The following is a 25,445-nucleotide window of genomic DNA, read 5'->3' on the forward strand; positions in this document are numbered from 1 at the left end:
CGTTTTCTACTCTTTATTATAACCTAATTCAATCTATTTTCCTATGAAATAAGGTCTTTTTGAAAATTTATTGACCATTCCATTGGGCCTTGATGTCGTGATAAGCTGCCACTGGATCATCAGCTTGCGTAATTGGACGACCAACAACAATGTAATCTGAACCAATTTGACGGGCATCGGCAGGTGTCATGACACGTTTTTGGTCACCAACTGCTGCTCCTGCTGGGCGAATACCAGGTGTCAAACAAACGAAATCTTCATTTGTTGCTTCTTTGATTTTGGCGACTTCGTGTGCTGAGCAAACAACACCATCAAGACCTGCTTCAGCCGTCTTCTTAGCATAATGAACCACTGATTCTTGAAGTGTCGTTTGGATATTTTGGAAATCATGCATCTGCTCTTCAGAGGTAGAGGTCAACTGTGTCACTGCAATCAAGATTGGACCATCTCCCAAACCTTCACGCGCAGCCTTCATCATTTCCACACCACCAGCCGCATGCACATTTGTCATATCAACGCCAAGGTTAGACAAGACACGCATAGCTGATTTCACAGTATTTGGAATATCGTGAAGCTTAAGGTCAAGGAAAACACTATGGCCAAGATTTTTAACATAGCGAACAATCTCTGGACCAACCGCATAGTAAAGTTCCATACCAATCTTCACATAGAGCTTTTCATCAGCAGGAAACTTAGCAAGGAATGCCTTCACATCCTCAAAAGTCGGGAAATCAAGGGCAATAACAGGACGATTTTCTCTCATTTCTTATATCCTTTCACACAAAAAACCTCCGCCAGTCAGCGAAGGTTGCACGAAAATAGGGCAGTTCCTACCCTTTAGTGATGCCGTAGCATCTGAGTACACCTTTCACGCCTCTCTGGACTCGATTAAAGGTTCAGTTCAATTTGTTCTATTATAGCGCTTTTATAAAGGAATGTCAAAGGGGGATGAAAGTAACTATCCCTTTATTAGATTCCTTAAAAAGGCTATTTATCTTCTATTTCCCCAACAAGTCTGTTCGAACTTCTTTACGTAAGTCTTCGAGTGTTGTGATGCCGTACTTGTCCATGACCTCAGGGAGTCGGTCAATGATTTTAGGGCAGGCATAGGGATCTGCGAAGTTGGCCGTTCCGACACCGATGGCTGAGGCACCGGCGATAAACATTTCGATGGCCGCTTCGGCACTGTCAACGCCACCCATACCGATAATTGGAAGATCCGATGCTAGAGCGACTTGGCGGATGAGTTTAAGGGCTACTGGGAAGACAGCTGGGCCTGACATACCACCTTGGCCATTGGCAATGATAGGTTTGCGAGTAGCCAAGTCATAGCGTGTTCCGACCAAGGTATTAATCATGGTGAAACCTGTGGCACCGGCATCTTCCACTGCCTTGGCGACACTTGTGATGTCAGCCACACTCGGTGTCAGTTTGACATAGACAGGCACAACAGAGTGAGAGACACTGGCTTTTACGGCTGCATAGGCAAGCTCTGGGACTTGTCCGATGAGAAGGCCGTTATTGCCATGGTCCACGTTTGGACAGGAGATATTAAGCTCGATAGCTTTGACGTTACTGGCTTTGGAAATCTTGTGAGAGACCTCCGCATATTCTTCATTTGAAAATCCAGCTACATTGGCAATGATTGGCAGATCAGGATAATGCTCCTGCAACCAAGGGAGTTTTTCTGACAAGACAGCGTCAACACCAGGGTTTTGCAAGCCAATGGCATTAAGCATGCCTGATGGTGTCTCTGCTACACGGGGTGTTGGATTACCGAAGCGAGGATTAGCAGTCGTTGCCTTAATCATGATGGACCCAAGTTTGTCCAAATCATAATACTTGGCATACTCTTGCCCAAAACCAAAGCAACCTGAGGCTGGGATAATAGGATTTTTCAAGTCGAGCCCTGGAAGGCTAATAGCTAAACGATTTTCTGAATTCATCTCTGACATGGTAACCTCCTAGACGATGACTTTTCCGGTAGGAAAGACTGGCCCTTCCTCGCAAACACGAAGATTTTTGGCGTCCGACTCTCCTTTAACGTGAACCACACAGGCATAGCAAGCACCCATACCACAAGCCATGCGAGCTTCCATAGAAACATAGGCATGAGGATGATTTTCAAACTTGCTATCAACATATTTAAGCATTCCTGGAGCTCCGCAACTGTAAACGGCATCTGGAGTCCAGTCAAAGCCATCAATGACCGTCGAAACGTAACCCTTGATACCGTATGAACCGTCATCAGTGGTCACATAGACATCACCACAAGCCTTGAACTTGTCCTCCAAGATGACGGCATCCTTATTGGCAAAACCAATCACAGACACGACTTCCACACCTTTAGCCTTCAACTGCTTAGCCGTCTCAACCAAAGGTGGCACACCGATACCTCCACCAACGAGTAAAGCTTTCTGACCAGCATCGACAACAGAAATATCAAAACCATTTCCCTGAGGGCCCATGGTATCAATTGTTTGACCAGCTACCATCTTAGACAGAATGGCTGTCCCCTCACGTTCCACACGATAGACAATAGTTGCCTCTTTCTTGTCGTAGTCAATCTCTGAGATGGAAATCGGACGACGAAGGAGCTTACTTGGGTCTGGCACCTTGAGGTGGACGAACTGACCAACCTGCATATCTGCAACCATCTCTCCCTGAAGCACCATCTCGAAAATACGAGGTGCAATCTCACGCTGACTTACAATGGTTAAATCTTCAACTAAAATCATGACAACCCTTTCTAAACTGCAAAATGTCATAAAAAAACCTCGCCACATGGCAAGGTCGCACAAAAAATCACAGGAGAACCCTGCTGTTTCAAACTGTCCGACCTTTTAAGTCTCTCTGGACTCATTTAAAGGTTATTTTGTGATAATTATAACCGTTTTCATAACAGATGTCAAAGGAGAAAAGAAAAAACCAAAGCTTATAAAATTAAGCTAAGGTCTCTCTAATCTATGCTTAGGGCATTTGTTTGATAAGGATTCTATCATCTCATAGGGAAACATAAATTGTCAACATTCCTGACAAGAGGTGCTAGAGTTCTTGAACAAGAGCCATAAAAACATTATTTAAACAATCTGTCGTAAACCATAGTATGAGCCAATTGCTGACCATCGCCACCCAGTAAATCAACCAAGGCATAGGCAAATGCCAATGCTGTGCCGGCACCACGGCTAGTGATGATATTGCCATCAACAACCACCAAGTCCGTTTGATGCTCACCAGCTGTAATTTGTTCCTCTACACCTGGAAAACAAGTGAATTTACGGCCTTCAAGCAAGCCTGCACGGTTCAAAACAATCGGTGCGGCGCAGATAGCAGCAATATATTTTCCTGCTTTATTTCTTGCTTGGAGAGAAGCAATCAAGCCTTCGTGATCACGCAAGTTAGTGGAGCCAGGCATGCCTCCAGGAAGAACCACCAAATCATACGCATCAAGATTACCGTCAAATACGCCATCCATGGCTACTTGAATCCCATGTGAGCCAGTCACTGACGCATTTTCGAGTCCAAGCATGCTACAGTCAAATCCTGCTCGACGGAAGACATCCACTGGGCTCAAGGCTTCAATTTCTTCAAAGCCTTCCGCAAATACTACTGCTACTTTTGTCATGATATACCTCCAATTTAATTATCACTAGCTTATATTTCACCTTAAATTATAGCAGTTTTAAAAGCAGGAAACAAACCATAACAATGCGCTTAAATAAGGAAAAAAGACAGCGCAAGGACTGTCTTTGTCATTTTATCTGAAAAAACTTGCTAGGATCCACAAGAGATAAATATGGGCTGGGTAGAAAATATAGAAAAAATTCTTGTTACCACTACCACGCTCACCATTGTAGAAATACATAGGAATTGCCGCAAAAACCATCATCCACTGAACGCCTGTCGGATCAAAAAGATGGGCAATCACTGAAATAACAGCTAAGACAATGATTTGAGCCATGCGATTGGTACGGAAAATATAGAAGAGCAAACCAAGGATAACCATAACAAAGCCACCCTCAACCATGATAACGCTTGGAACCAGTGACAAGAGAAAAGCCACACTATGGGCCACAAATGGATTTCCATTAGGTGTTTCAAAAATCCCTCCTAGTACAGCAACTGGAATCGCTGAAAGGATTGGCAAGAGAAAGACACCCATTCCCTGAATCAATTCCCTATAAGACTTGTCACGAAGGCCCTTAAACAATAAATCCCAAGAGTAAATAAAAATCCCAGTAATAAAGAAAGTTGAGAAGGCATTATTGGTTAAACCGATACTACCATTATGAAAAATACTACCAATGATGGCGTTGCTAATGATCATAAACCAACTCATGTAAAGTAACCGCCTGAGAAAAGCCATACGATCGTGTGTATAGTGAAAACTATCAGCAGCAAGAAAGAGGAAAATCGGGAAAGCCAGGCGTCCCAACATCGTCAACCATATAGGTGCCCCCATACTCCCGAACATCTGATAGATTTGGTCCAAAAACATAAGTGCAACAGCTAGGTATTTTAAATTAGTCGCATTGCTAATCTTTTTTATATCGTTCATTTAATGCTCCTTTAATTTTCAGCATATTAAATGATACCATAACTAGAACATAAATTCAAAAGAATATTTGAAGAAATTTGATATGATTTTTAACTCTTTATGTCATACAATTTTTTATGACAATTTATATTACATTAAGATAATAAGTTTAGATTCACAGCCCTCCCCAAGCATTTCTACAGGCTTTATGCTATAATGGTTAGGCAATATTTACGTTCATAACGTATTCAAATTGTTTAAAAATATCTAACTAAGCTCTGCAAATTTTCGAAATAACTTTTTTGGAGAGCAGAGCGAGCAATTAACCGAGACTTTCCGCCGTGTTAAAAGCGCCTGAAACCTTTTAGTTTCAGGCGCTCGGAATTTTTGAGAGTAAAACAGTTTGGGAAACTGTTTTAGCCTGAGCCTAAAAATGAAAAAGCGAAGGGGCTCAAAACCAATTGAACACGGGCTGCGAATTGTGTCAAAAAGACAAGTTTTCCTAGAATCTAAAGATTCTGCGTCAAACTTTCTATTTTGACTTTATTCGCAGACGCCCTTTGTATCTTAATTAGTCATGGAACTTTGTAAAAGTTCGCTGACGTCCGCCAACACCTAAGGAAAGTCTCACAAATTATTTTATTTTTAAAATAAAACAATTATTATCACTAAAAAGAAAGGAAGTACATCATGTCTTTTGACGGCTTTTTTCTTCACCATATGACAGCTGAGCTACGTGAGCAGGTGCTTTACGGGCGTATCCAGAAAGTTAATCAGCCTTTTGAACGTGAGTTGGTCCTGACCATTCGTAACAATCGTCAGAATTACAAGCTTCTGCTTTCGGCTCACCCTGTCTTTGGTCGTATTCAGACCACCAAGGCTGACTTGCCAAATCCACAGAATCCAAATACCTATACCATGATTATGAGGAAATACCTTCAGGGAGCAGTTATCGAGGCTATCCAGCAGGTAGAAAATGACCGTGTTCTGGAGATTTCCGTATCAAACAAAAACGAAATCGGTGACAGCGTCAAGGTTACTCTAGTTATGGAAATCATGGGGAAACACTCCAACATTATCCTTATAGATAAGAATGAGAGCAAAATCATCGAGTCTATCAAGCATGTCGGTTTCTCCCAAAATAGTTACCGTACTATTCTGCCAGGATCAACCTACATCGCACCGCCTAAGACAGACGCTAAGAATCCTTTTGACCTTCCAGATGAAAAGCTCTTTGAAATCTTGCAGACGGAGGATTTGTCAGCTAGAAACCTTCAAAAACTTTTCCAAGGTTTGGGGCGTGACACGGCAAATGAATTATCAGCTTTACTTGAGACTGATAAGCTCAAGAATTTCCGTGCCTTCTTCAATCATGAAGTAGAGCCAAACTTAACGGCAAAAGCATTTTCAGCTGTAAAATTTGCTGACAGCCAGGACCAACCTGAGTTTGAAACCTTGTCTGCCCTTTTGGACTACTACTATTTGGACAAAGCGGCGCGTGACCGTGTGGCTCAACAAGCTAGTGATTTGATCCACCGTGTGCAAAATGAACTGGAAAAAAACAAGAAGAAACTTGTTAAACAGGAAAAAGAGCTTGCGGCGACTGAAAATGCTGAGGAGTTCCGTCAAAAAGGGGAACTGTTGACCACCTACCTCAGCATGGTGCCAAATGACAAGGATAGTGTCGAGCTAAACAACTACTACACTGGTGAAAAGATTACCATTCCTCTAAATGTGGCTCTGACTCCTAACCAAAATGCGCAACGTTACTTCAAGAAATACCAGAAACTCAAGGAAGCTGTTAAGCACTTGACTGGATTGATTGAGGAAACCAAGCAGACCATTGATTATTTGGAAAGTGTCGAATTCAGCCTTTCTCAAGCCAATATGGATGAAATCGGAGATATTCGTGAGGAGCTTGTTCAAGCTGGCTTTATGAAGCGTCGTTCAACTGACAAGCGCCAGAAACGCAAGAAACCTGAACAATATCTGGCTTCTGATGGCAAGACCATTATCATGGTTGGTCGTAACAACCTGCAAAATGAAGAGTTGACCTTCAAGATGGCTAAAAAGGGTGAGCTCTGGTTCCACGCCAAGGATATTCCTGGTAGTCACGTGGTCATCAAGGATAATCTTAACCCAACTGACGAGGTCAAAACGGATGCGGCTGAATTGGCTGCCTACTACTCTAAGGCTCGTCTGTCAAACTTGGTTCAAGTGGATATGATTGATGTGAAGAAGCTTAATAAACCAACGGCCGGTAAACCTGGATTTGTAACTTATACTGGACAAAAGACCTTACGTGTCACACCGACTGAAGAAAAAATTGATAGTATGCGGATGAAGTAATCTACTTTATAAAAATAAACTCTCTCGTTTCTGAAACCAGAGAGTTTTTTCGATGTCGTCATTAGAGCAATTTCTTTCAGTGATGAATGATATTTTCTTCTAGTTTTCATTACATTTTTCCGACGACTGTGCTAAACTATAAGGGTAATTACCAATATTAAAGGAGACTTTCAATGAAGGCTCTTATGTCATATACGAGTTCTGTTTTAGAATGGTTAGGTCGCTACGTGGGGCTATTAGTCTTCGGCCTATTATTTGTGACTACTTTACTCATTCGCACGACCATGATGACGGGATACTTTGAGTGGGCAGAGATTAGTAGCGTCCCTTGGTATGTTTATGTTTCAGGTGGGGTCATCCTGCTTTTGACACTTCTCTGGCGCAAGATTTTAAAGGAACTGACAACAAAACAGATTTTCATCTTTTTTTCCGTTTGCTTTGTGAGTTTTGGTCTCCTTTTGATTTTTCTGACTAGTTTTGCTGGCCGAGACGATGCAGGTACTGTCTTTAAAGGGGCGGTCCAGTTTAATGCTGGCAACTTCTCCTTAATTAAACCAGGAGCCTACTTCTACCGCTATCCTCATCAGTTGGGATTGCTTAGTTTTGAACGCCTGGTTCTCTATCTGATTCCTTTACCGGTCATCTCGGTTTTCTATGTATTGAATCTTGGCATGGTCATTGGTATGAACTATGCGACATGGAAAATCACGGATGAACTGTTTACGAAACCGTTAGTCAGTCGTTTGGCTGTCATCATGAGCTTCGGTTTTTTGCCTCTAGTCTTTAACATTATGTTTGCCTATGGACTTATGTATGGTTTGTTTTTTTCTAGTTTTGCCATTCTCTTCTTTCTACGTTACTTAAAACGTGGTAAGGCTAGGAATGCGATTCTTTCGGTGGTCATGCTATCATTGGCTTACTGGGTAAGGAGCAATAATATTATTCTCATTATTGCATTATCTGGTATTTTGATACTAATGACACTCAGAGAGAAACGTTACCGCTATTTACTTTTGGTTTTGGCTTTCTTTGCCTTTCCTATGAGCTTGCATAAGGCGACAACCAGTTACTATGAGATTACCACTCATCAAAAAATTTCTGGAACACCTCAGATTGCTTGGTTGGCCATGGGCTTACAGGACAAACCCGATTCTAAACGAATGCCAGGATGGTATACCGGCTATGTCCGTGACATTTATGCTAAGAAAAAGGGCAATATCGAAAAGATTGAAAAAAGCGCCAACCATTTTTTTGATAAGCGTGTTCAATACCTCCTAGCACATCCCGATGAGGCAAGTTGGTTTTTCAGAACCAAGTTTATCAGCTCCTGGACGGAGGGAAGCTTCCAGTCCATCTGGAACGGTCCAAGTAAAGACAAGTTTCAGCCTTTGTGGAATAGGTTTGCGACTTCTATCTATCACGATGGGACCCTGCATCTCTTTTTTGTGACCTATATGCAAGGCTATCTCCTAGTCCTATATCTTGGTGGTGCGTTCTACTATGCTTTCACTTATAAACGAATGGGAGATGGAGCAACACTAGGCCTCTATGCCTTCCTCTATCTCTTCGGTGGCATCCTCTTTCACCTCATATCAGAGACTAAGAGCCAGTACACCCTACCTTATATTTACTTACAAATTCCAATGATCGCGGCGGGTTACAATCATATGACACAAATACTCGGCCGCTATCTAAAAAATATGCGAAAGTCATCCTAGGATGGCTTTTTAACTATAGATATTCTCGGACTACGATAAAATCTTATCATTTTGTTAGATAATGATAAGAAAAGTGATATAATAAAAAACTAATGTATAGCTTCTTTGTTATATCATTCTTTATTAGTGAGTGGTCACATGACGACTAATATCAGCAATGATAATAACTTATGTAACATAGTAAGCGATAGCTTTAACAAACATGTCATTCACCTTCGCAGTTATATTATATGTATAGTTCAACATTTTTATAATTATCGCAAGTGTTTACATTAGAAAAGGGGAATCCAATGATAAAAGTAGACAATCTTTCTAAGCGTTTTGGCAATAAAATCGCTTTAGAGGACATTTCGTTTGACATTAAGGAAGGAGAAATCTTTGGTTTTCTAGGTCCTTCTGGTGCTGGTAAAACGACGACTATAAATATTTTGACAGGACAGTTATCACAGGATAGCGGAAAAGCTTATATTTTAAATAAAGAGTCTAATCGGTTACTTCCTTCGGATTTTTTAAATATTGGTATAATGAGTGATACTGTTGGATTCTATGGAAAGATGACAGTTTATAAGAACTTGCAATTCTTTGCTAAGTATCACAATGTGAGTTTAGATAAACTTGATGTTTTGTTGAAGGAACTGGAATTATTTGAAGATAAAGATAAGAAGGCAGAAAAACTATCAACTGGTATGAAACAGCGTATGCTTCTTATTCGGTCAATTTTGCATCATCCTAAAATTCTTTTTTTAGATGAACCTACATCGGGGTTGGACCCTGCTTTATCAAATAAAGTACATGATATTCTGTTGAATTTAAAAAATGAGGGAACAACAATATTTTTAACAACTCATGATATGAGTGAAGCTACTAAAATTTGTGACCGTATATCATTGTTGAATTCAGGTCATATATTAGAATATGGTTCTCCTCAAGAAATCATAGATAAATATAGTCAGCAAGATAAAGCTGTTATTCGTTTTAAAAATGGAGATTCGATAATGGTGTCTCAAGCAGAGGCTGCTAGATATTTGGGTGGTTCTGATGTAGCTAGTGTGCATACTTTAGAAAATACGCTTGAGGATATTTTTATAAAGATTTCGGAGGATTCAAAAAATGCATAGATTGATAGCACTTTTATGGTTGCGTTGGGAATACTTAATCAGTAATAAAGTTTTGTTGTTTGTATGTGTAGTTACACCGTTTATTGATTTTGCTATTTTACAAGCTATCCCTATGATTCATGGCGAAATGTATTTTTTAAACATTGGGCTTAGTTTGATTTATAGTATGACAGCTGGCACCTTTACTTCAATGATGATTTCTGAAGAAAAAGAGAAGAAGAATTTAAGAACATTGATATTGAGTGGTGTTACGAAATATAATTATATAATTTCTGTCATTTCATTTCCTTTTATTTTTTCTGTTTTATCGGCTTTGTTTATGCCTGTAATATTTGGAATAGCTATTCCAAGTTGGTTAACTTATTTTGTTGTAGTAGTATTGACTACGTTAGCATTTATTCTGTTGAATTTGTCCATAGGATTGTTTTCTAAGACCCAAACTCATGCAACATTATTTAGTATGATTGTCTTGATTATAGCTACTTTTTTACCTATGCTTTCATCTGATATGGGCAATAAAATTATGAGTTACATCACGAGATTTTCTTTTATAGGTGCTAACACAGAATATTTTATAAAACTAGAAAAATTTCAAACGTATGAGTCAAGTGTGTTTGCTTTAATTTGTTGGGTAGTTGGACTTATCTTTATTTCAAATTTTGCATTTAAATGGAATGCACGTGAGCATTGATTTATAAAATTTCTTCTGAAAGTCATCCTAGGATGGCTTTTTAACATTGTTTCACAATTACAATCTTGCTATAATAAGTCTATGAAAAATGCGTCAGTTGATCTTTTACGAGGCCCAATTCTGAGGTCTCTTTTAATCTTTGCTCTACCAATTCTGATATCCAATATTTTCCAGCAACTCTACAATACTGCCGATGTCATGATTGTGGGTCGTTTTCTAGGGCCAGATGCCTTGGCTGCTGTAGGAGCTTCTTCTGCTATTTTTGATTTGGTTATCGGCTTTGCTCTTGGCGTTGGAAATGGTATGGGCGTTGTTATCGCACGTTACTATGGTGCCAAAGACTTTAGGAAACTTCGTCAGTCTGTGGCGGCCACTGTTGTCATCGGTCTAGGCTTAAGTGCCTTGGTTATGATTTTAGGGCATTTTGGTCTTTATCCTTTGCTTAGTTTTTTAGGAACGCCTTCTTCTATTATCGGGCAATCTTACCAGTATATTTCTATGATTGTTTCCTGTGTTGGAGTAACTTTGGGTTATAATCTGTGTGCAGGACTCCTCAGAGCGGTTGGGGATAGTCTTACCGCCCTCTATTTTCTGATTTTTTCAGCACTAGTCAATATCGTTTTAGACCTTTTCTTTATTACACAACTTCATCTTGGTGTTCAATCTGCAGGTTTAGCTACTATCATCTCACAAGGGCTTTCGGCAATTCTCTGTCTTTACTATATTAAGAAAAAAGTGACCTTCCTTCTACCAAGCAATTCAGACTTTGTTCTTGATTCAAGCCTTTATTTGGACCTTTTTGGACAAGGGATGGCCATGGGACTTATGAATTCTATTGTTTCAATTGGGACTGTGACCTTACAATATGCCATTAACGGCTTTGGACCTCTTATTATCAGTGCTCAGGTTGCAGCAAGGCGTATCATGTCTTTCGCAGTTCTCCCTTTGACTTCACTTGCTGCCGGGGTGACTACTTTCACCTCTCAGAACTTCGGTGCCAAACAGTTTAAACGCATAGTAGCTGGGTTAAAGCAATCTTGTCTTGTTTCTATAACTTGGTCTGTCATAGCTTGTGTCCTCCTCTATGTAGCAAGTCCTTTCTTGGCTGATCTTATCTCTGGTTCAGATAATACTGTGATTATTGACAATGCTAGTCGCTACCTCCGTATCAGTTCTCTCTTTTATCCTATTTTAGGAATGCTCTTTATCTTTAGAAATAGCTTGCAAGGTCTAGGTAAGAAACTGACACCTTTAACCTCTAGTTTCATTGAGCTTTTTGGAAAAATTCTTTTTGTTCTTTTGGTCATTCCTTCTATGGGTTACCTTGGCGTTATCCTATGCGAGCCCTTGATTTGGATTCCCATGACTATTCAGCTCTATTTTGCCCTGAGAAAACATATTAAACGCTTGTTTGTCAGTTAAACTTTTTTGAACATAAAAAAACGACCGTCATGGTCGTTTTTAGTTTAATTTAATCCCCATTCATCAGAAATCTGTTTCATAATAGCTTCTTGGGAGACAATTCCAAAGCCCAGCATGTAGGTTGAGTAATCGGCATAGATGACCTTGTTATTTTGAACAGCCTTAAGGCTAGTCCAGACAGGGCTATTTTTAAGTTTGTTATCTAGGAGTTCTTGAGAATCCGCTTGAACAATCAGGAGGTCCGGATTAATGTCTTTTAGTTTATCTGGATCGATAACTTGGAACATATCATCTGGATTGAAGGTTTCAGCACGATTGAAATGATAAGTATCATAAAGATAACCAAAATGCCCGTAAGCGTAATAACGGATGTCATTGTCTGTCACGCGCAGATACATGAGTTTTTGATTGCCAAACTTAGCTTTGACATTCTCTGCGAAAACAGCCTCCCTAGCATCCACTCTATCCAGGTCCTTCTTCATCTCATCACGTTTGTCGAAGATTTCTGCTACCTTTAATGAGGTTTCGTGATAGTCCCAATTTTCATCAGTGTTGATCTGGTAGCCAACAGTTGGTGCAATTTCAGACAGCTTATCATAGAGGTCTTCCTGCTCTCCTGTCATAAGGATTAAATCAGGTTTTAACTCAGCAATCTTATCCAAATCTGGATTACCCTGCCAACCAACAGAAATCACCTTGGCATCCTTGTACTGTTTCTTAAAGAGGGTTGAAAATTCTTGACTATCAGCTTGACCAGTTGTCGCACCTACTGGAGTGATATCTAGAGGATCCAAGATTTCGCCATAGAGGTTGTCGAGGATAACGATACGTTTTGGAGCTTTTTTCAACTCTGTCGTACCAAAATCATGGACAATCGTTTTCTCCTTAAAAGTTTGACTTGTTTTATTTGACTCTGCATTATGTCCAGACGTCATGTCTGGCAAGTAATACAGTAAAAGACCAGAAATGATGGCCAGAATAGCTAATAAATAAAGAAGATTTATTTTTTTCATGGCAACTCCTCGATAAGATCGGATTAAATCGTTACTTTAAAGTTATCTTAAAACTTCTTTAATGTCAATCACTTACTGATTCGTTCAAGCCTATATTTTTGATTATATTATTTTGATACTTCAAACAATCCTAGATTAGGATGCTTAAGCCCTAATAACAACCTTTTAGTTATCTGAACTGTGTTATAATGATAGGTAACATTGGAGGGAAATTATGTTAGATCAGCTTTCATTTAAAGGACAATGGCGACAGTATCAACAACGTATTCTTGATAAATCAGAAAGTTTTATGGGTGATGGAAAGATTCACTTGGTCGCTGCTCCTGGCTCTGGAAAAACGACCTTAGGAATTGAATTCATACGGCGTTTTGGTAATCCAACTTTAATTCTAGTTCCGACAGTTACTATCCGCCAACAATGGGTGGACCGGATCAAACAAGCTTTTTTAAGTGATGTTAACCAAGCAGAACAACTTATTTCACAAGACTTAAAGAGGCCTAAAATGATTACGGTTGCGACTTATCAGGCATTACATAGTGCCATGAACCAAGTTGTTGGTGATGGTCTTATCGAAGACACAGATGATACAGCTCAACAAGAGCATTTTAATTTTCAAGATTTCGATATCCGAAAAACATTTGAGGATAAAGATTTAGGGACTCTTTGTTTGGATGAGTGCCATCATTTAAGAAATGAATGGTGGAAGAGTTTGGAGAGTTTTCGTAAAGCTTTTCCAAAAATCAAGATGATTTCTTTAACTGCGACACCCCCATACGAGGGAGAACCCGCACTTTGGGAGCGTTATATCAGCATGTGTGGTGAGATTGATGAAGAAATTACAGTGCCTGAACTGGTTAAGGAAGGGACGCTCTGTCCTCACCAGGACTATGTCTACTTCGCCTTTCCAACTAAGGAAGAACGAACACAATTAGATCAGTTTGAAAAGCAGAAACTTAACTTTCTAACTAAACTGTCTACAGATATAAACTTCTCAAACACCATTCAGTCTAGTCCGGCACTAAGTAACCAAATTAGCGATGATGACCTATTGGCTAATCCTAAATATCTTTCTGCTATCCTGATTTTTTTACGGTCTAAAGAATTACCTTTTCCTCAACGTTTTCAAGAACTTCTCGCTACAAAAACCTTGCCAACTTTTACGCTTGAGTGGTTTGAAACCTTGCTTAATGGCATTATTTTTCAGGTTCCAAATTGGTTTGGATTTACTGAGGAATCCTTTAACCAACTGAAAAGTGATTTGAAAGCAAACGGTCTTATCGAAAGAAATCAAGTTAAACTTATCCGGAATAAGAAACAAGATGTTCTGCTCAATCAATCATTGGGAAAACTCAATGCCGTTAGAGATATTTTTAAGGCAGAATACCAGGCTCTAGGAAGTAATCTTCGTCAACTTGTTTTGACAGACTTTATACGTAAGGATTTTCAAATTCATCTAGGTGATAACAATGCAGAGTTTGCCCAACTAGGCGTTCTCTCTTACTTTGAATCTATTCGTAGAGAAATAATTAAACAGTCTTGGTCTGTCCCTATGGCTATCTTAACTGGAAGTCTTGTGATTCTCCCGACTTCGGCAAAAGAATCTTTGGAAGCACTAATTCCGAAGGATCGTTTATCTTATGATACTATTGGTAAGTTGAATAAGAATGATTATCTCAAGGTCAATGTTTCTGGTTCTCATCATGACCTAGTGACTGCCCTTACCCAGCTTTTCCAAGATGGGTATATCCAAGTGATTATTGGGACAAAGTCTTTATTGGGCGAAGGTTGGGATGCACCTTGTGTTAACTCACTTATTTTAGCTAGTTTTGTTGGAAGTTTCATGCTAAGCAATCAGATGCGAGGTCGTGCCATCCGTGTTTGGTCTGACAATCCTAATAAAACAAGTAATATCTGGCATTTGGTTTCTATTAATTTATCACCAAAGAAATGGATTGAGATTCAAAATGCCGAAGAAAAATATGACGAGACATTAGAGCTACAATTGTATGGACTTAGTCCTGACCTAGACTTGTTAGAAAGGCGTATGACACAGTTTCTAGGTCTCCATTATCAAGAGCCCACTATCGAATCAGGCATTGATCGACTTGAACTCAATCAAATAACTTTTAGCCAAAAGGGTCTTGAAAAACTTAATCAAAATGCCATTACACTATCTCAAAAACGTCAGGAGCTTAAGGACCGTTGGCAAGAAGCTCTACCGCTTAACGAAGAAATGGAAGTTGCTAATGAGGTTGAAGTCGACAAACAATTTTTACCGTTAGCATACCTTAATGATTGGATGAAGGCCTTACTTATTTCTCAAGCCTTTGCTGCCACTTATTTTATTATTGATCTAGGAAGATATCTGATCGTTGGGAAGCCATTTGAACAAAGTCTACCGATACTCCTACTTGCTCTTCTTCTACTGGCTGTTTTCTGGGGAAGATATTTTATCTACAGGAGTCCTTATAAACGGTTGGAAACATTTGGTAAAGCTATCCACCAAGCCCTTCTGGATTCAGGTCAGATTGAGACTAAAGAATCTGCTCCTAGAGTGGTAAAAGATAGTAAACAGGCGATTTATAACGCTATCTATCTCAAGGGTGCTAGCATGAGGGAGAAAGAAATCTTTGCTCAGGCTTTGACTGAGTTTTTCGCTCCTATCGAAAATCAACGCTATATCTTAAAGTCTTGTCACAAGGTGAAAGATCAAACCGAATTTTTTGCCGTTCCAAGTATGTTTGAAAAGCGTAAGGCAGATGCAGAGTCTTTCCTCCGACACATCCAAAAAAGTGTCGGAAAATATAACCTCATTTATACGCGAAGTGTTCAAGGTCGTCCTATTCTTCTGGAAGCTTGTATCAAAGCACTTGGAAATAAGCAAGAACGAACAGTTACACATAAAAAAGTCATGTCAACTTTAGAATGATAAATAGCCCTAACCACTTTAACCGTTTTTATCATGATATAATAAACCAAAGCGAATATATTGGAGAATTCTATGACACTCACACATATTTTTTTCGACCTTGATGGTACCCTCGTTGATAGTTCTGAGGGTATTCACAATGGTTTTGTTCAAACTTTTGAAAGACTAGGCCTTCCTGTTCCTAGTGATCAGAAAATTCGTACCTTTATGGGACCACCTCTCGAGGTAACCTTTAAAGAAGAGGTTAGTGAAGAAGGTGCTACCAAAGCTGTCAAGATTTATCGTGACTATTATGAGACCAAAGGGCAATTTGAAGCCCATCTCTACGATGGCATTAAGGAGGTTCTTCAGGAACTGAAGCAGAATCCTAATAAGAAAATTTATATCACTACTTCAAAAAATGAGCCTGTTGCCCAAAAGATGTGCCAACACCTGGGTCTCACAGCCTATTTTGATGGCATTTATGGGTCTACGCCTGCTGCTTTACACAAGGCTGATGTCTTACAACGGGCGATTACTGAAAATCAGGCGCCTAAGGACAGTTCTGTCATTGTTGGTGATACCAAGTTTGACTTGATTGGCGGAAAAACTGTTGGCATTAAGACATTGGCTGTGACCTGGGGATTCGGAACCAACGAAACGCTATTAGCGGAAAATCCTGATTTAGTTGCTCATAATACCCAAGAAATCAGGGATATTTTGAAATAATAATTGATAATGAAAAGAGCATGATTTTATAGTCATGCTCTTTTTGTTACTAGTCAAAGTAGATTACATCTGAACAGCAATATCCAGGCAAAGCTCTAAAGCCTTGTCAAAAGCTTCTGCTCCCCAATTTCGTTGATCGTAATTGTCTATATCTACTAGAGAATCCGCAGTAAAGAGAAGTAAGCCCCAAATAGCTCCACGAAGTTTGGCAACTGCTGCAAGGGCAGCACATTCCATCTCGACAACGCTGCACCCCTCTTCAATGCGATATGCAACCTTATCAGGTGTCTCTCTATAAAAGCCATCTGTCGACCAGGTCATAACCTCTTGATAAGGAATGGACGCTTGTCTTAGAACTGTTTCAATGGCAGTCAGTGCTCGACGATTCACTTCTATATACCTAGAAGGCGCAACATAGTGGTAACTTGCACCTTCATCTCGCAATGCTCTCGTCGGAATCAAAAAGACATTCTCTGGCATGTCTACCAAGACACCACAAGTTCCAGTTGATAAGATTTGCTTTACGCCATAACCAATCAACCAATCCAGAAATTGTGCAGCTGCAGCTGATCCAACTGGAGCTTGAGCCAAGCAGATTTCCTCTCCATTGTAAGTCATCACATAAACTGGATAGGTTTTAGTAGCAGAGACAAACTCTCCAACTTTTTCAGCGCCAATAGCATTCGCATAGCGTTCGATTTCTTCTCCTAAAAAGGCGTAGACGCACCTAGACGGCAAGTTCAAGTCTAAATCCTCATGGGTCGGCATTATCACAGCCTGAGGATTGTCATCAAACTCTAAAATTGGGATTTCATGTTTATGTATCATCTGTTGCCTCCTAAGTTTTAAGAATTATTATATCAAAAAATAACCACTGTAATATGATTTCATAGGAACTACTTCCCAAGAATCACAAAGAAAAACCAATTAAACAATGTACATAACTGAAAAGAAAGGACATAAATCTGCTTTAGTCAGAAACATGTCCTTTTTGTGTTTTATTTTAAGAAATATGATTTCAGTCGGTGTTTATTTCCACAAACCACCTAAAATCTGTTTTTCCAACAAATTTAAGTCTTCTTCTCTTATGTCACTATTGTCGCCAACGATATAGAGTTGGGCAAAGTAGGCCAATAAGGGGCCTATACAAATACGAATCATTTGAGGAACCGTGATTTCAGGATTCACTCGTGAATCTGCTATCAATTCCTTATGGAGTACTAATAATTTATCCTGAAGAGTATTCCAAATATAAAGTTGTTCTTTTCTCAGTTTCTTATTTGAAAAAATTTCCTGAAGAATAATTTTCATCAAAGCGCGATTCGTTTTGAGATAGGCCATACGATTTTGGACCAGATAATGCACCTTTTCTTCAGTCGTTTCTAAGGCTAAAAGTTCTTCAAAAAAACGACCGAAAAGTCCTGGAACAACAGGGTGCAAAATAGCCGTTAATAAATCTTCTTTGGTCTTGAAATACTTGAAGAGCGTTGCTTGGCTAAGTCCCGCATGTTTGGCAATTTGTAAGGTGGAGGTCCCATTGTAACTCTTAGTAGAAATCAAATCGACCGCCGCCTGCATGATTTTTTTCTTTCCCTTGGGATAGTCTGCACCCTTTAGATAAGCTTCAAACGACTCAAAAACAATCTCACTCATTTTCATCCTCGTATATTTATATTTTATACTTTACGGTAACGACGCAAGCCGACAATATTGAGAACTGTCAAAGCAACAAGGAAGACTAGTAGAACACCAATATTTGGTAAAATATCTCCAAGTCCACGTCCGTAAAGAATAATCTGACTCATCGCATCACCTGAGTAGGTCAAAGGCAAGAATTTCCCTAGCATTTTTGCCCAGTCTCCCATTGAATCAAGTGGAATGATTCCTGAGAAAAAGAGTTGCGGCATAATCACAAGAGGAATAAATTGCATCATCTGGAATTCTGATTTTGCCAAGGTAGACAAGAGAATTCCGAAGGCTAGTGCCACCAGAGCCAGTACCACATTAACTATTATAACATTTAACAGGCTTCCGACAACTTCAATGTTCAACAACCAGATGGCTGCTAGAACGACTACTGCTGTCTGCAGTATGGCAATAAGACCGTAAGACAACATATAGCCGTAAACGATTTCCGAACGTTTGACTGGGGTTGCCAACAAACGATCTAGGGTTCCACTAGTACGTTCTTTCAAGAGTGCCATACCTGAAATCAAAAAGACAAAGAAGAAAACGACGAACCCAATCAAAACAGGAATCATTTTAGCAAAGAAGCCGGTGTCCTCGTTACCATATTCATAAGATTCCTTAATTTCAGGAGATTTTACCTTTAGTTGTAATTGTGGAAGGGATTGCTTCACACAAGCTAATAATTGATTGGTACCTTCACTGGCAATACTGGTGCGTAATACTTGTCGGGTCACCGAAGTTTTAGAGGCATCTGTATTGGCATAGGTTACATGATATTCCCCATCCTTATAAGAGATAACTGCATCTACTTTTTCATCGTTTAAAGCCTCTTTAGCTTGATCCAAGTCTTTGTAGGTTTTGACACTGACATGTTCTAAGTCGTCCATCTTACTTACCAAACTACTTGGCACATCTTGTATCGCTAACTTGACATTTACAGTTGTACTAGCCGAAAACATGAGGTTCATCAGCCACATGATAAAGACTGGTGCTACAAACATAAGGGCCAGTGTCCGTTTGTCACGAAGCAATTCTTTGAAGACTTTTTTTGCAATGACAATTGTTCTCATTTCATTCTCCTTCTGCTTTCAAAAAGACTTCTTCAATACTTGAAACACCATAAGATTCTTTTAGCTTGGATGGTGTATCAAAGGCAATGATTTTTCCACCTAATAGTAGTCCGACCTTATCTGTCAGCTCTGCTTCATCCATGACATGGGTTGTAACCAAGATTCCTACACCATTGTCTCTGAGCGCCATCAACTCTTTCCAAATTTTCTTTCGAAGAGAAGGGTCAATCCCAACTGTCGGTTCGTCCAATATCAAGAGTTGAGGATTTCCTAAAAGTGCTATGGCTAGTGACAAACGTCTTTTCATCCCTCCTGAATAACCAGATACAGCCTTGTTTAAGTGATCTGTCAAATCTACCACTTGAGCTACATGGGCAATTTCAGATGACAAGTCTTTCTTAGAAAGTCCTTTGAGCTTACCGAAAAATTGCAAATTTTCCTGACCTGATAAGGCATCATATAAGGCATCTGACTGAGCCATGTAGCCAATATCTCCTAGAATATGACGATTGGGCATGGTATTTTCTAAGACTAAAGCAATACCGCTATCTGCCTTTTCCATTCCTAACATGGTTTTAATCATGGTTGATTTACCAGCACCTGAAGGACCGATTAGACCAATGATTTCCCCAGACTGTAATTCAAAACCAACGTGGTTTAACACCAGTTGTTGACCAAAAGATTTTTGTAAATCTTGTAAATGTAGCAATGTTTTCATATGCATCCTCCTCAGTGAGTGTTTACTCACTTTTTAAATACGAGATTATTATAGTGAGTGTTCACTCACTTGTCAAGTGATAATTTGAATTTTTTTTTAAATAAAAACACTGGATGATAGCATCCAATGTTTATGACAAAAACTTCTGATGTTAAGAATCTATTCACTATACTCTGAAATAATCTCTCCTATCCACTTTTTAAAGGCTCCGCACTAGATTCCATCATTGAAAATTAAGGTTTCAATGATGAAATCGTCGGCAGTAACCTAATAAAGAAGTTTACAAATTTATTTTTGATTTTCGACGAGAGGAATTATTTGATTGCGCGTGATTGCAATCCTTCTTCTTCCAAGAAGAGGCGGAATGGTACGAGTTCTTCTGCTTCGTATTTTTCCTTAAATGCTTTGATGGCTTCTTCTGAGTGTTGTTTTGGATCCAACTCAAGTACTTCTACTGGAAGTGGACGGTGTTGAGTGATGCGGGCATCGATCACAACTGTCTTACCTTCTTTGTTGAGTTTCACAGCTTCTGCAACGACTGCATCGATATCTTCGATACGGTCAACTGTAAATCCAACAGCTCCTTGAGCTTCAGCGATTTTCGCATAGTCAGCATTAGGGAAGTCACAACCAAACAAGTGTTTGTTTGTGTCTTCGTATTTATCCTTGATGAAGGCATATTTACCATTTGAGAAGACAACGTTGATAACTGGAAGGGCGTATTGAACGTTTGTGATAACGTCTGGGTAGCACATGTTGAATGCACCGTCACCCATGATGTTCCATACTTGGCGATCTGGATTGTCTTTCTTAGCAGCAATACCACCAGGAAGGGCGATCCCCATTGTCGCAAAGAGTGGAGATGTACGCCACATGTTCTTAGGTGTCATGTGAAGGTGACGAGTAGATGTTTGAGTAGTGTCACCGACGTCAATTGAATAGATAGCGTCTTGATCAGCATGTTTGTTGATTGCATTGTAAACTTGATACAATTGCAATTCACCCTCAGTTTTACCTTCGAGTTTGTTCATGTAATCACGCCAGTTTTGGTTATTCTTCACGTTTGCACGCCACCATGGAGTAGATTCAACTGGATTCACTTTGTCAAGGATTGCTTTGGCTGCTTGACCTGCATCACCAAGGATTGAAGCGTCTAGAGCATGACGTTTACCAAGTTTGTAAGGGTCGATATCCACTTGGATGAATTTTTCAGTGTTCTTGAAGGCTTCGTAAACTTCAGCAAATGGGAAGTTTGAACCAAGGAAAAGAACTGTGTCTGCTTCAAAGACCACTTCGTTGGCTGGTTTCCAACCAACACGGTAAGCAGAACCTGTCAAACCTTCGTAGTTCCATTCGAACGCTTCAAAGTTTTTACCAGTTGTGATGATTGGTGCTTTGATTTTACGTGACAATTCAGTAATCACTTCACCAGCTTTCACACCACCGTAACCAGCGTAGATCACTGGGCGTTCCGCATTGTTCAAGATTTCAACAGCTTTGTCGATTTCAGCTTTGTTCAAGGCAGGAGCGATGAAGCGGCGTTCGTAAGAACCTGATCCATAGTATGAGTTTTCGTCGATTTCTTGGAAACCAAAGTTTACTGGAATTTCAACAACAGCTGGACCTTTTTTAGAAACAGCAGCACGGCAAGCTTCGTCAATCACTTTTGGCAATTGTTCTGCATAAGCTACACGTTTGTTGTAAACAGCGATACCATTGTACATTGGGTTTTGGTTCAATTCTTGGAAAGCATCCATGTTGAGTTCGTTGTTTGGACGTGATCCAAGAATAGCAAGAAATGGAGTGTTATCCATAGCTGCATCATAAACACCATTGATCAAGTGAGTCGCACCAGGTCCACCTGAACCAACTGCAACCCCGATAGAGCCACCAAATTTAGCTTGCATAACTGCTGCAAGAGCACCAGTTTCTTCGTGGCGAACTTGCAAGAAACGGATATCTTTGTCTTCAGCCAAAGCGTCCATCAATGAGCTAAGTGTTCCTGATGGGATTCCGTAGATGGTATCTACGCCCCATGTTTTCAATACGTTCAACATTGCTGCAGATGCAGTAATTTTCCCTTGAGTCATTCTAACTCTCCTTTATTTCTAATTTGATCCTGAAAAATGAAGCATAGCGCTTCTACTTCATCTTTGCGATTAAAGCTCGTCTTGAAAATGAATTTATTCTGACTGTTCTCATGAAAACGTTTTACAAAACGATTACAGTACTAATTTAGCACAAAGAGATTCACATGTATAAGGATTTGCTCAGAGATGCTCAATCCCTATTACATTACAGATGCTGAATTTGAGAAATTTTCACAAACTATCTTATAATAGGATATTTTATTATAAAATCTATGTACCCGTCTTCTCTTGTGGCTGTAAGAGAAGACAAAAAAGTGGTACAGAATATTAAATGAATTCTGTACCATTTTTTTATTGAGTCTAATCTATTTTCGCAACATTGAGAAGCAGCGAGCTAGTCAAAACAGACAAAGAACTAAGGGCCATAGCAAGACCTGCTAGTTCTGGATTAAGGGTCAATCCCAGTCCTACAAAGACTCCAGCAGCAATTGGAATCCCAAGGATATTGTAGATAGAGGCCCAGAAGAGATTGAGTAAAATCCTGCGGAAGGTCTTTTGACTCATGTCAAAGGCACGCACAACGCCAAGCAAATCATTTTGCGTGAGCACGATGCCACCGGACTCGATCGCAATATCCGTTCCAGATCCCATAGCGATCCCCACATCCGCGATCGAGAGAGCTGGAGCATCATTGATCCCATCTCCAACAAACGCGACCTTGCTATCTTCTTGCAGTTTTTGGATGGCGCTAGCTTTTTCTTGAGGAAGGACATCAGCAATGACGGTGTCAATTCCCACTTGCTTAGCAATAGCCTGGGCCACCCGTTCATTATCCCCCGTTAACATGACCGTTTTCAAGCCCCGTTCTTTGAGCTTTTTGATCGCTTCTTTTGAGCTGGCCTTCGGAGCATCTTGAATGGCAATCAAGCCAATCACTTGCCCATCCACAGACAAACTGATCACTGTTTTGGCCTGCTCTTGCAAGTTTATCATCCGTTTTTCAAACTCCGGATCCATCGCTGTCCCGTCATGAAGTTTGCCATTTCCCAAGATCACCAATTGCTGGTCGATCTGACCTTGGACCCCTTTTCCTTCAATCGCTTGGAAGTTTTTCACAGGGGATAACACCAAACCTTTTTCTTCTGCTTGTGATAACACCGCTTGGGCTAGTGGGTGTTCTGAAAAAGTTTCAAGACTAGCAGCCAGTGTCAAGACACGCGCTTCATCTCCTACAACATCGGTTACAAGTGGTTGGCCAATGGTAATGGTCCCTGTCTTATCAAACACAACGGTTTGAATCTTTTGCACTTCTTGAAGAACTGTTCCATTTTTAATCAGAACCCCCATCTTGGCACTACGGCCGGTTCCGACCATCAGGGCTGTTGGGGTTGCTAAACCAAGGGCACAAGGACAGGCAATAATGAGGACAGAGACTGCATAGAGCATGGCCTCTTGAAGCGATGCGCCCAGAAGCACGGACCAAACCCAGAAAGTCACAATGGCCAAAATCGTCACCACTGGAACAAAGATACCTGAAATCTTATCCGTCAAATCTTGAATGGGAGCACGACTGGATTGGGCCATTTTGACAAAGTCCACAATTTGAGATAAGAGGGTCTCACTACCGACTTTTTCAGCCTTAAAGAGAATGGTCCCATTGCTGTTGATAGTGGAGCCGATAACTGCATCACCAACTGATTTTTCCACAGGCAAGCTTTCACCTGTCACCATCGACTCATCAATGGTCGTACTTCCTTCTACAATCGTCCCATCAACCGCAATCTTTTCCCCAGGACGGACCCGAATCAAGTCATCAATTTGGATATCTTCTGCCGCCACCTCGACATAGTTCCCATCACGGAGAACTTGAGCCGTTTTTGCCTGCAAATCCAACAACTTTTCCACAGCCTCGGAGGCATTGTTACGCATCCGTTCTTCAAAGATTTGCCCTAAGAGGATAAAGAAGATGATAAAACCCGCAGCCTCAAAGTATACTGGCTGACCAGTAAAAAGGGCAAATACACTATAGACATAGGCTACCAGGGTTCCAAGAGCTACCAAGGTATCCATATTGGAATGGTGCTTCTTAAATGAGGCCCAGGCACTCTTGATAAAAGGTACTCCTGCTACCAACATGATCGGCGTTGTCGCTAGAAAGCCTCCCCAGCGATTGACTGGATGGGAGACAAATCCTGCCCACATCCCAATCATCAAGATCAATAAAGGAAGGGTAAAGATACTAGTAATCCAAAAGCGACCCAGTAAACTTAAGACACGACGGCGTTTTTCCACAACCGTGTAGGAACCCTTTTGCATCTTCATTCCACATGAAAACTCAAAGTTCCCTGTTTCTGTCGGGGTAAAGGATATCACCTTATCCACACCGACTTCCAAAGGCTCTAAAATCCCCTGATCTTCAAACAAAATTTCCTTGTAACAGCCGGAAGGATTGACCCGATGGAAGGTGATTTCAGCAGGGATCCCTTTTTGAAGTTGAAATTCTTTGGGACTATAGCCCTTTTCTGCTGTAATACGGATCTTTTGCACTCCGTTTTCCACAACTGCTTTTTGTTTTTCTACCATACCTACTCCTTTATTCCACAATCATTTGACCATGCATCATGTTCATTCCACATGAATACCCATATTCGCCCGCTTTTTCTGGCGTAATTTCAATGACATGTTTTTCACCTAAAGGCAAATCTTCATGAACGCCAAAATCTGGAAAGATCACTTGAGCCAGACATGAAGATGGATCCTTGCGATTAAAGATGATCCGGGCTGGAACATTCTTTTTCAGGACAATGGTTTCAGGCGAATAGCCCCCCATGACTTCGACTTCAATTTCTTGATAACCTGATTTCTGACGAGCGTGGCCGCTTACCTTTTCATGCTCTGCAAAGAACCACCAAGCAATAAAGACAACCAAAAGTAAACAAACAATACTAATCACTAATCCAAACATGGAATTTCCTTCTTTCTATTACATACAATTGCAAGGGACTGTTTCGACAGCCTCTGCTTTCTTTTCTTCGAGCACCTGCTGCAGCTGATTAAGATCTGCAAGCGTAAAGTCACTCTCCTGAATCAAGTTCTCAAGCACCTGGACAATTCTTTTTGAGCAAACCTTGTCTTTCACATCCTCAGCCACCAAGTCTAAACCCTGGTCCTGCTTCAACAAAGCCGAGTAAACAAAGGCTTTGCCTGATTTTTCTCTAGTCAAACATCCTTTCTCCACCAAGCGGGTCAAGAGAGTCTTAATCGTCGACTTCGACCAGTCAAAGCGCTCGGACAAGACGGCGATCAAATCCGTGCTGGTCTGCTTGCCTTCCATCCAGATAATCTTCATGATGCGCCATTCCGCATTGGAAATTTGCATGGCTTCTCCTTTCT

21 protein-coding genes are annotated in these 25,445 nt (G+C 40.4%); 7 read left to right on the forward strand and 14 right to left on the reverse strand.

Annotated features, from left to right (window positions below; genetic code table 11):
• Positions 1-67 precede the first annotated feature (67 nt).
• The 5 genes from pyrF to PCY14_RS07250 all read right to left on the reverse strand — a co-directional run bounded on the left by pyrF (position 68) and on the right by PCY14_RS07250 (position 4,558).
• On the reverse strand, positions 68-763 hold the full coding sequence (gene pyrF / locus PCY14_RS07230) for an orotidine-5'-phosphate decarboxylase (protein ID WP_293930813.1): 696 nt from the start codon (positions 761-763) through the stop codon (positions 68-70).
• Between the two features lie 235 nt (positions 764-998).
• Positions 999-1,955, reverse strand: a complete 957-nt coding sequence (locus tag PCY14_RS07235) for a dihydroorotate dehydrogenase (protein ID WP_301363338.1) — start codon at positions 1,953-1,955, stop codon at positions 999-1,001.
• A gap of 9 nt (positions 1,956-1,964) precedes the next feature.
• Positions 1,965-2,738, reverse strand: coding sequence for a dihydroorotate dehydrogenase electron transfer subunit (locus tag PCY14_RS07240; protein ID WP_301363339.1), 774 nt, complete (start codon positions 2,736-2,738; stop codon positions 1,965-1,967).
• Between the two features lie 338 nt (positions 2,739-3,076).
• Positions 3,077-3,625 (reverse strand): DJ-1 family glyoxalase III, encoded by a 549-nt coding sequence (locus tag PCY14_RS07245; protein WP_301363340.1) that lies wholly within the window; start codon positions 3,623-3,625, stop codon positions 3,077-3,079.
• Between the two features lie 132 nt (positions 3,626-3,757).
• The gene (locus PCY14_RS07250; RefSeq protein ID WP_301363341.1) at positions 3,758-4,558 is read right to left on the reverse strand and encodes a TraX family protein; all 801 of its coding nucleotides are present in this window, start codon (positions 4,556-4,558) and stop codon (positions 3,758-3,760) included.
• A gap of 669 nt (positions 4,559-5,227) precedes the next feature.
• Here PCY14_RS07250 and PCY14_RS07255 point away from each other — a divergent pair.
• The 5 genes from PCY14_RS07255 to PCY14_RS07275 all read left to right on the forward strand — a co-directional run bounded on the left by PCY14_RS07255 (position 5,228) and on the right by PCY14_RS07275 (position 11,835).
• Positions 5,228-6,886 carry an NFACT family protein gene (locus tag PCY14_RS07255; protein WP_301363342.1) on the forward strand — a complete coding sequence of 553 codons (1,659 nt, stop codon included), beginning with the start codon at positions 5,228-5,230 and terminating at the stop codon, positions 6,884-6,886.
• Between the two features lie 173 nt (positions 6,887-7,059).
• Positions 7,060-8,604: a hypothetical protein gene (locus tag PCY14_RS07260; protein WP_164376216.1), complete on the forward strand. Its 1,545-nt coding sequence runs from the start codon at positions 7,060-7,062 to the stop codon at positions 8,602-8,604.
• A gap of 290 nt (positions 8,605-8,894) precedes the next feature.
• Positions 8,895-9,722 carry an ABC transporter ATP-binding protein gene (locus tag PCY14_RS07265; protein ID WP_164376215.1) on the forward strand — a complete coding sequence of 276 codons (828 nt, stop codon included), beginning with the start codon at positions 8,895-8,897 and terminating at the stop codon, positions 9,720-9,722.
• A complete protein-coding gene (locus PCY14_RS07270) occupies positions 9,715-10,413 on the forward strand; it encodes an ABC transporter permease (RefSeq protein ID WP_164376214.1) in 699 nt (232 codons plus the stop codon). The genes PCY14_RS07265 and PCY14_RS07270 overlap by 8 nt, the downstream gene beginning before the upstream one ends.
• 81 nt (positions 10,414-10,494) lie before the next feature.
• Complete coding sequence (locus tag PCY14_RS07275) at positions 10,495-11,835, forward strand: MATE family efflux transporter (protein WP_301363343.1); 1,341 nt, start codon at positions 10,495-10,497, stop codon at positions 11,833-11,835.
• Between the two features lie 44 nt (positions 11,836-11,879).
• Here the strand turns inward: PCY14_RS07275 and PCY14_RS07280 are convergent, their stop codons facing one another.
• Positions 11,880-12,848 (reverse strand): iron-siderophore ABC transporter substrate-binding protein, encoded by a 969-nt coding sequence (locus tag PCY14_RS07280; RefSeq protein ID WP_301363344.1) that lies wholly within the window; start codon positions 12,846-12,848, stop codon positions 11,880-11,882.
• A 214-nt stretch (positions 12,849-13,062) separates the two neighbouring features.
• Between PCY14_RS07280 and PCY14_RS07285 the strand changes: the two genes are divergently transcribed.
• Positions 13,063-15,777: a DEAD/DEAH box helicase family protein gene (locus tag PCY14_RS07285; protein ID WP_301363345.1), complete on the forward strand. Its 2,715-nt coding sequence runs from the start codon at positions 13,063-13,065 to the stop codon at positions 15,775-15,777.
• A 72-nt stretch (positions 15,778-15,849) separates the two neighbouring features.
• Positions 15,850-16,485 (forward strand): HAD hydrolase-like protein, encoded by a 636-nt coding sequence (locus tag PCY14_RS07290; RefSeq protein WP_301363346.1) that lies wholly within the window; start codon positions 15,850-15,852, stop codon positions 16,483-16,485.
• A gap of 63 nt (positions 16,486-16,548) precedes the next feature.
• On the opposite strand, the gene PCY14_RS07295 is transcribed toward PCY14_RS07290, so the two are convergent.
• The 8 genes from PCY14_RS07295 to PCY14_RS07330 form a co-directional block, all read right to left on the reverse strand.
• Entirely contained in the window at positions 16,549-17,313 is a 765-nt protein-coding gene (locus tag PCY14_RS07295; protein ID WP_021151848.1) for a nucleoside phosphorylase, read from the reverse strand.
• A 201-nt stretch (positions 17,314-17,514) separates the two neighbouring features.
• On the reverse strand, positions 17,515-18,138 hold the full coding sequence (locus tag PCY14_RS07300) for a TetR/AcrR family transcriptional regulator (protein ID WP_301363347.1): 624 nt from the start codon (positions 18,136-18,138) through the stop codon (positions 17,515-17,517).
• A gap of 23 nt (positions 18,139-18,161) precedes the next feature.
• Complete coding sequence (locus tag PCY14_RS07305) at positions 18,162-19,244, reverse strand: ABC transporter permease (protein ID WP_301363348.1); 1,083 nt, start codon at positions 19,242-19,244, stop codon at positions 18,162-18,164.
• A 1-nt stretch (position 19,245) separates the two neighbouring features.
• Positions 19,246-19,962 carry an ABC transporter ATP-binding protein gene (locus PCY14_RS07310; RefSeq protein WP_037599909.1) on the reverse strand — a complete coding sequence of 239 codons (717 nt, stop codon included), beginning with the start codon at positions 19,960-19,962 and terminating at the stop codon, positions 19,246-19,248.
• Between the two features lie 314 nt (positions 19,963-20,276).
• Positions 20,277-22,052 carry a pyruvate oxidase gene (spxB, locus tag PCY14_RS07315; RefSeq protein ID WP_301363349.1) on the reverse strand — a complete coding sequence of 592 codons (1,776 nt, stop codon included), beginning with the start codon at positions 22,050-22,052 and terminating at the stop codon, positions 20,277-20,279.
• 360 nt (positions 22,053-22,412) lie between these two features.
• On the reverse strand, positions 22,413-24,635 hold the full coding sequence (locus PCY14_RS07320) for a heavy metal translocating P-type ATPase (protein WP_301363350.1): 2,223 nt from the start codon (positions 24,633-24,635) through the stop codon (positions 22,413-22,415).
• Between the two features lie 10 nt (positions 24,636-24,645).
• Positions 24,646-25,017, reverse strand: coding sequence for a cupredoxin domain-containing protein (locus PCY14_RS07325; RefSeq protein WP_060933799.1), 372 nt, complete (start codon positions 25,015-25,017; stop codon positions 24,646-24,648).
• An 18-nt stretch (positions 25,018-25,035) separates the two neighbouring features.
• The gene (locus PCY14_RS07330; RefSeq protein ID WP_060933798.1) at positions 25,036-25,431 is read right to left on the reverse strand and encodes a CopY/TcrY family copper transport repressor; all 396 of its coding nucleotides are present in this window, start codon (positions 25,429-25,431) and stop codon (positions 25,036-25,038) included.
• Positions 25,432-25,445: the final 14 nt, after the last annotated feature.

Origin of the sequence: Streptococcus sp. SV2, from assembly GCF_030440175.1 — a bacterium.
Classification (GTDB): Bacteria; Bacillota; Bacilli; order Lactobacillales; family Streptococcaceae; genus Streptococcus; species Streptococcus raffinosi.